This window comes from Mesorhizobium sp. M1E.F.Ca.ET.063.01.1.1 (assembly GCF_003998155.1).
In the GTDB taxonomy this organism is placed as follows: Bacteria; Pseudomonadota; Alphaproteobacteria; order Rhizobiales; family Rhizobiaceae; genus Mesorhizobium.
Genome location: NZ_RZSC01000458.1, coordinates 1 through 4,792, shown reverse-complemented (window position 1 = coordinate 4,792; position 4,792 = coordinate 1). Strand labels below are relative to the sequence as shown.

At 65.6% G+C, this 4,792-nt stretch carries 4 protein-coding genes and 1 pseudogene; 2 read left to right on the top strand and 3 right to left on the bottom strand.

The features are described 5' to 3' along the window. From EOA29_RS25330 to EOA29_RS25320, 3 genes are all read right to left on the bottom strand, one after another. A partial coding sequence (locus EOA29_RS25330; RefSeq protein WP_127221777.1) for a substrate-binding domain-containing protein occupies positions 1 to 717 on the bottom strand: 717 nt, incomplete at its 3' end. Between the two features lie 82 nt (positions 718 to 799). Beyond that, positions 800 to 1,705, bottom strand: coding sequence for a sugar phosphate isomerase/epimerase (locus EOA29_RS25325; RefSeq protein ID WP_189349989.1), 906 nt, complete (start codon positions 1,703 to 1,705; stop codon positions 800 to 802). A 2-nt stretch (positions 1,706 to 1,707) separates the two neighbouring features. After that, positions 1,708 to 2,739: a Gfo/Idh/MocA family oxidoreductase gene (locus EOA29_RS25320; RefSeq protein WP_126093114.1), complete on the bottom strand. Its 1,032-nt coding sequence runs from the start codon at positions 2,737 to 2,739 to the stop codon at positions 1,708 to 1,710. 198 nt (positions 2,740 to 2,937) lie between these two features. Here EOA29_RS25320 and EOA29_RS25315 point away from each other — a divergent pair, with 198 nt between their 5' ends. Then, on the top strand, positions 2,938 to 3,963 hold the full coding sequence (locus EOA29_RS25315; protein ID WP_127221776.1) for a LacI family DNA-binding transcriptional regulator: 1,026 nt from the start codon (positions 2,938 to 2,940) through the stop codon (positions 3,961 to 3,963). Positions 3,964 to 4,243: 280 nt separating this feature from the next. Further along, positions 4,244 to 4,792 (top strand): annotated as a pseudogene (locus EOA29_RS25310) (hypothetical protein); the annotation flags it as partial.

Sequence of the window (4,792 nt, the reverse complement as noted above, 5' to 3'; positions counted from 1 at the left end):
GGGATAGCCGACCGCCTTGACGTCCGGATGGTTGAGCAGCGCCGCCGTGATCACCGGAATGGCAAGGTTGGGATCGGACGCCCATTCGCCGCTCGGCGGCGAGGAGAGCTGGATGACCTCGACACCCGCTTCCTTCAGCGCCGCGACTGTGCCGCGCTCGCGCGCGCCGCGGTTCTCGTTCTCGAACGGGCCGATCATGATCGCCTTGTCGCCGGCCTTGAGCTTGCCGAGCTTGAAGGCCTCGGCGCCGAGCGCGCGGCCCTGCTGTTCCTGCTGCGCGCCGACATAGCCGCCGCCGAACGCCGCCACCACCTTCGGCACCGGCACGTTCTGGTACATCATCTTGATGCCGTCCTTATGCGCCTGCTCGGCCAGCGGCATGATCGCGGCGTCGCCCGGATGGCCCATCATGGCGATGCCGTTCGGCTTGACCGCCACCGCCTCGCGCAATTGCTGCACCATCTTCTCGACGTCCCACTGGGAGAAGATGTAGTCGACTTTCGGTCCGAGATCGGCGGCCGCCTGCTTGGCGCCATTGTAGACGATGGTGCCGAAGGCGTCGCCCTCGGCGCCGCCGACGAAGAAGCGGACATGGACGTCCTTGCACCATTGGGCGTCAAGCGCCTTTGCCGGCAAGGTGGAAATCGAGGCGCAGAGCGCCGTGGCGGCCGCCACGACGGTCGAGCGTAGAACAGTCCTTCTGGTCGTCATGCTCATGCACGTTCCTCCCTTTTGTTCCCTCGCGATCAAGGGCTTCGACAGTGATTCGGATCGGCCGGCTCCTCCCGCCGGCCGGCACTCAAACCGGATTGGGCAGGTAGCTGTTCCCTCCCCGACATTGCTTCAGATAGTCGAGCGCGCGCACTTGGCCGGTGATCTCGAGGTCGCCGCGATAGACCGGGTCGTGCCAGCCTTCGATGTCGATGGCGCCCTTGTAGCCGGCCAGCCGCAATTCGCTGATCACGCGCGTCCAGTCGCTGTCGCCGAAGCCCGGCGTGCGCATCTGCACGAAGGGCAGGCGGCCGAACACGCCGTGCTCGCGGATCACGTCCCAGCGCACGGTCGCGTCCTTACCATGGACATGGAAGATGCGTGGCGCCCATTTGCGGATCTGCGGGATCGGGTCGATCAGATAGACGAGCTGATGGCACGGTTCCCATTCCAGCCCGAGATTGTCGTTGGGCAATTCGTTGAACATCAGCTCCCAGGCATCCGGGTTATGCGCAATGTTCCAGTCGCCGCTCGCCCAGTTGCCGTCCATGGCGCAATTCTCGAAGGCGATGCGCACGCCCTTGTCGGCGGCGCGCTTCGCCAATGCCCCCCACACTTCTCGGAAGCGCGGCAGGCTGTCGGTCAGCGGTTTGCCGCGGATGCGGCCGGTGAAGCCGCTGATCAGCGAGGTGCCGAAGAGGTGCGCATTGTCGATCACGGTCTCCCAGGCCGCGAGCACGCCGCGATCGGTATCGCCGCTCTCCAGCGGATTGCCGAAAACGCCGATCGAGGAAACGGTCACGTCAGCATCGCCGATCGCCTCGTGGATCTCTCCAGCCAGCCGCCGCAGATCCTTGCCGCCCAGCGTCTGCCAGAAGAAGGGCTGGATGCTCTCAAAGCCGAACGGCAGGATCTGTTTGATGTAGGCGGCCGGGTCGTCGAGATTGGCCCGCACCATGGTGCCGATCCTGATATCGAGAAGCGGGTTTGGCATCGTCATCCTTCCTGGGTCGCGATCGCCACGCGCCGTCCGGTCTCCGCGCTTTCGATGGCGCCGAAGACCATGGCCAGGCTCTTGATGTTGTCGGTGCCGCGCGTCTCCGGCTCGGTGCCGGTTTCGATCGCGCGCATGAAATCCTGGATGATGCCGAGATGGCCGCCCACCCGATCAGCGGCGTCGAGCGCCGGCACATCGATCGGCTGCGTCTTGTCGATGATTCCGTCGCGGCCGGACGCAATCACCTCCGCCTTCAGCCCGTCATGTCCGTCCCACAACAGGCTGCCGCGCTCGGCGACGATGCGCCAGCTGCCTTCCCAACTGGTGCGGAAGCCATCGGCGCACCAGGAGCCGGCATAGGTGAAGACCTTGCCACCGCCGAGGTCGAAGACGGCGCTCGCCGACGAGCCCTGCCGGTACCAGGAACTGGCCGGCTCCCACTCCTGGCAATAAACGCTGGCCGGCTCGCCGGCGACCATGTAGCGCGCGGCGTCGAAGGTGTGGATCGCCATGTCGAGTAGCAGTACATGCGCCATCTCCTCGCGAAAGCCGCCGAAATGCGGCGCGATGAAGAAATCGGCATGGATGCTGGTCGGCTTGCCGATGGCGCCGGAGTCGAGGAAGCGTCTGATCCGTCTGACATTGGTGACATAGCGCCGGTTCTGGACGACCGCGTGGATGCGGCCCGCGCGGCGCGCCGCTTCGACGATGGCGCGCGCGTTCTCGGGGCTGTCGGCCAGCGGCTTTTCGGTGAGCAGGTGGCAATGATGGGCAAAGGCCGAAAGCGCGACCTCGCGGCGTGCCGCCGGAACCACGACATCGAATACGGCGTCGGGCTTCGTCTCATCGAGGACGGCGTCGAGGCTGGTGCCGACGATTGCGTTGGCGAGTTCGTATTCGCGCGCCCTCGCCTCAGCCCGCGCCGCATCGAGATCGACGAGGCCGGCAATGGCGAGCCCCTCGATCTGCCTTGCGGCATCGAGCCACTGCCTGCTCATGGCTCCGCACCCGACCAGGACGACCTTCATCATCCAGCGCTCCTCCTCCGCTCGGCCCCTCCAGGCCGAGTGTCACGGCAATCCACGGCATCACCGTAAACGTTTTTCCGTAAACGTTTACGACAACACACCCGATAGCGTAGAATGTCAATCACCTGCTCGCGAAAATCGACATCCACTGCTTGGCCTGAAGGGCGGCCGGTGCTAGCGAAGACAGGGGGAGAACCGGCCTTGGCGTCCAGCATCCACGATCTCGCGCGTCACCTGAACATTTCGATCGGCACCGTGTCCCGCGCGCTGAACGGCCGCGCCGATGTCAATGCGGAGACGCGCCAGCGCGTGCTCGAGGCCGCCAGGAAGCTGAACTACGCGCCCAACCAGTCCGGCCGGAGTCTGAGGAAAGGCGCCACCCATTCGATCGCCTTCATGCTTCAACCGCATCCCGGTGACCAGCAATATGGCGAGCCGTTCTTCATCCCGTTCCTGACCGGTCTGCAGGCGCGGCTCGCCGAGTATGACCTAGATCTGATGGTCGTCATGGGTGAGCCCGGTCAATATCAGCAGGAGAGGCTGCGCCGCGTGGTTGAGACGCGCCGGGCCGACGCGGTCGTGTTGGCCAATACACGGCGGGAAGACGATCGGATCGACTATCTCAGCAAGGCGGGCCTTCCCTTCGCCACGCTTGGCCGAAGTCAATCCGGCGGCGACACCTATCCTTCGCTTGATATCGATTTCGAGAGAGCGGGTGATGAAGCCGTCGACCGGCTGGTCGCGCGGGGCCACCGCCGCATTGCCGCCATCCGCCCTTCGCTTGATCTCAACTTCGGCTACCTGTTCCTCGACGGCTACCGCAGGGCGCTGAAGAGGCACGGCATCGAAGTCGACCCCAGCCTGATCGCCGACGGCTTCATCAACGAGGCCGGCGGCTACCAGGTGACGCCGCGCGTCATGCTCTCCAAGGACAGGCCAACGGCGATCATCTTCAACAATGACGCCATGGCGCTCGGCGGCTGCAAGGCACTGGCCGAGATGGGCATCAGGCCCGGCCACGACATAGCGGTGATCGTAATCGTCGACACGCCGCTCTGCCGCTACTTCTCGCCGGCGCTGACCGCCTTCCGTCCGTCGCTGGAGCCCATGGGCCGGCGGCTGGCCGAGATGCTGCTGGCCTCGCTCCCCGCCTATGCCGGCCCGGAGGGACCGCGAACCATCCGCGAGGTCTGGCCGCTGGAGCTGATCGCGCGGGAAAGCGATTGATCGCTTTTCCCTTCTCCCCTTGTGGGAGAAGGTGGCCGAGCGAAGCGAGGTCGGATGAGGGGTGCTCCGGCTTGGCATCGCCTTATTTCTTCCAGCACCCCTCATCCGTCTCGGCGCTGACGCGCCGATCCACCTTCTCCCACAAGGGGAGAAGGGGGAAGTGCACCCCTCTTGTCACGCAACCATCACGTTCACGTCCTAGACCGTTCGACGGCCGCCGCATCGCCGATGCCGCGCTCTTTCAGCCATGGCCGCTCCGCTCGTCACAAGGGGATATTTCATGAAGCGTCTTACCCGAACCGTCGCGCTCGGCGCGGCACTTGCTCTGTTCACCGCCCTCACCCCGGCGCTCGCCGACGGTGTCGCCTACGTCAACAAGGGGCTTGTCGGCGTCGGCCGCATTCCGGCCGGCCAGAAGGACAAGTTCGGCGAGACTTTTGGTTCCGGTTCCGGCATGTCGATCGACACCAAGTCCTGGGCGCGTGACGGCGCCGGCTACAAGGGCTCGCTCTGGCTGCTGCCCGATCGCGGCTATAACGTCGAAGGCACCACCGACTATCGCCCGCGCCTCAACACCATCTCGGTCGAGCTGACCCCGACCGCTCCGGGCGCCGCGCCCGCCGCCGGACAGGAACAGTCGGGCGTGAAAGTGACGCTCGCGGATACCATGCTCTTGACCGACGACAAGGGCGCCGACGCCACCGGCCTCGATCCGCTGAACGGCGTGCGCCCGGCCGCCGGCGACATGCCGATGCTGCCGCAAGCCGACAACGGCAAGCTTTCGCTGGACGACGAGGCGATCGCACGCCTGCCCGACGGCACCATGTTC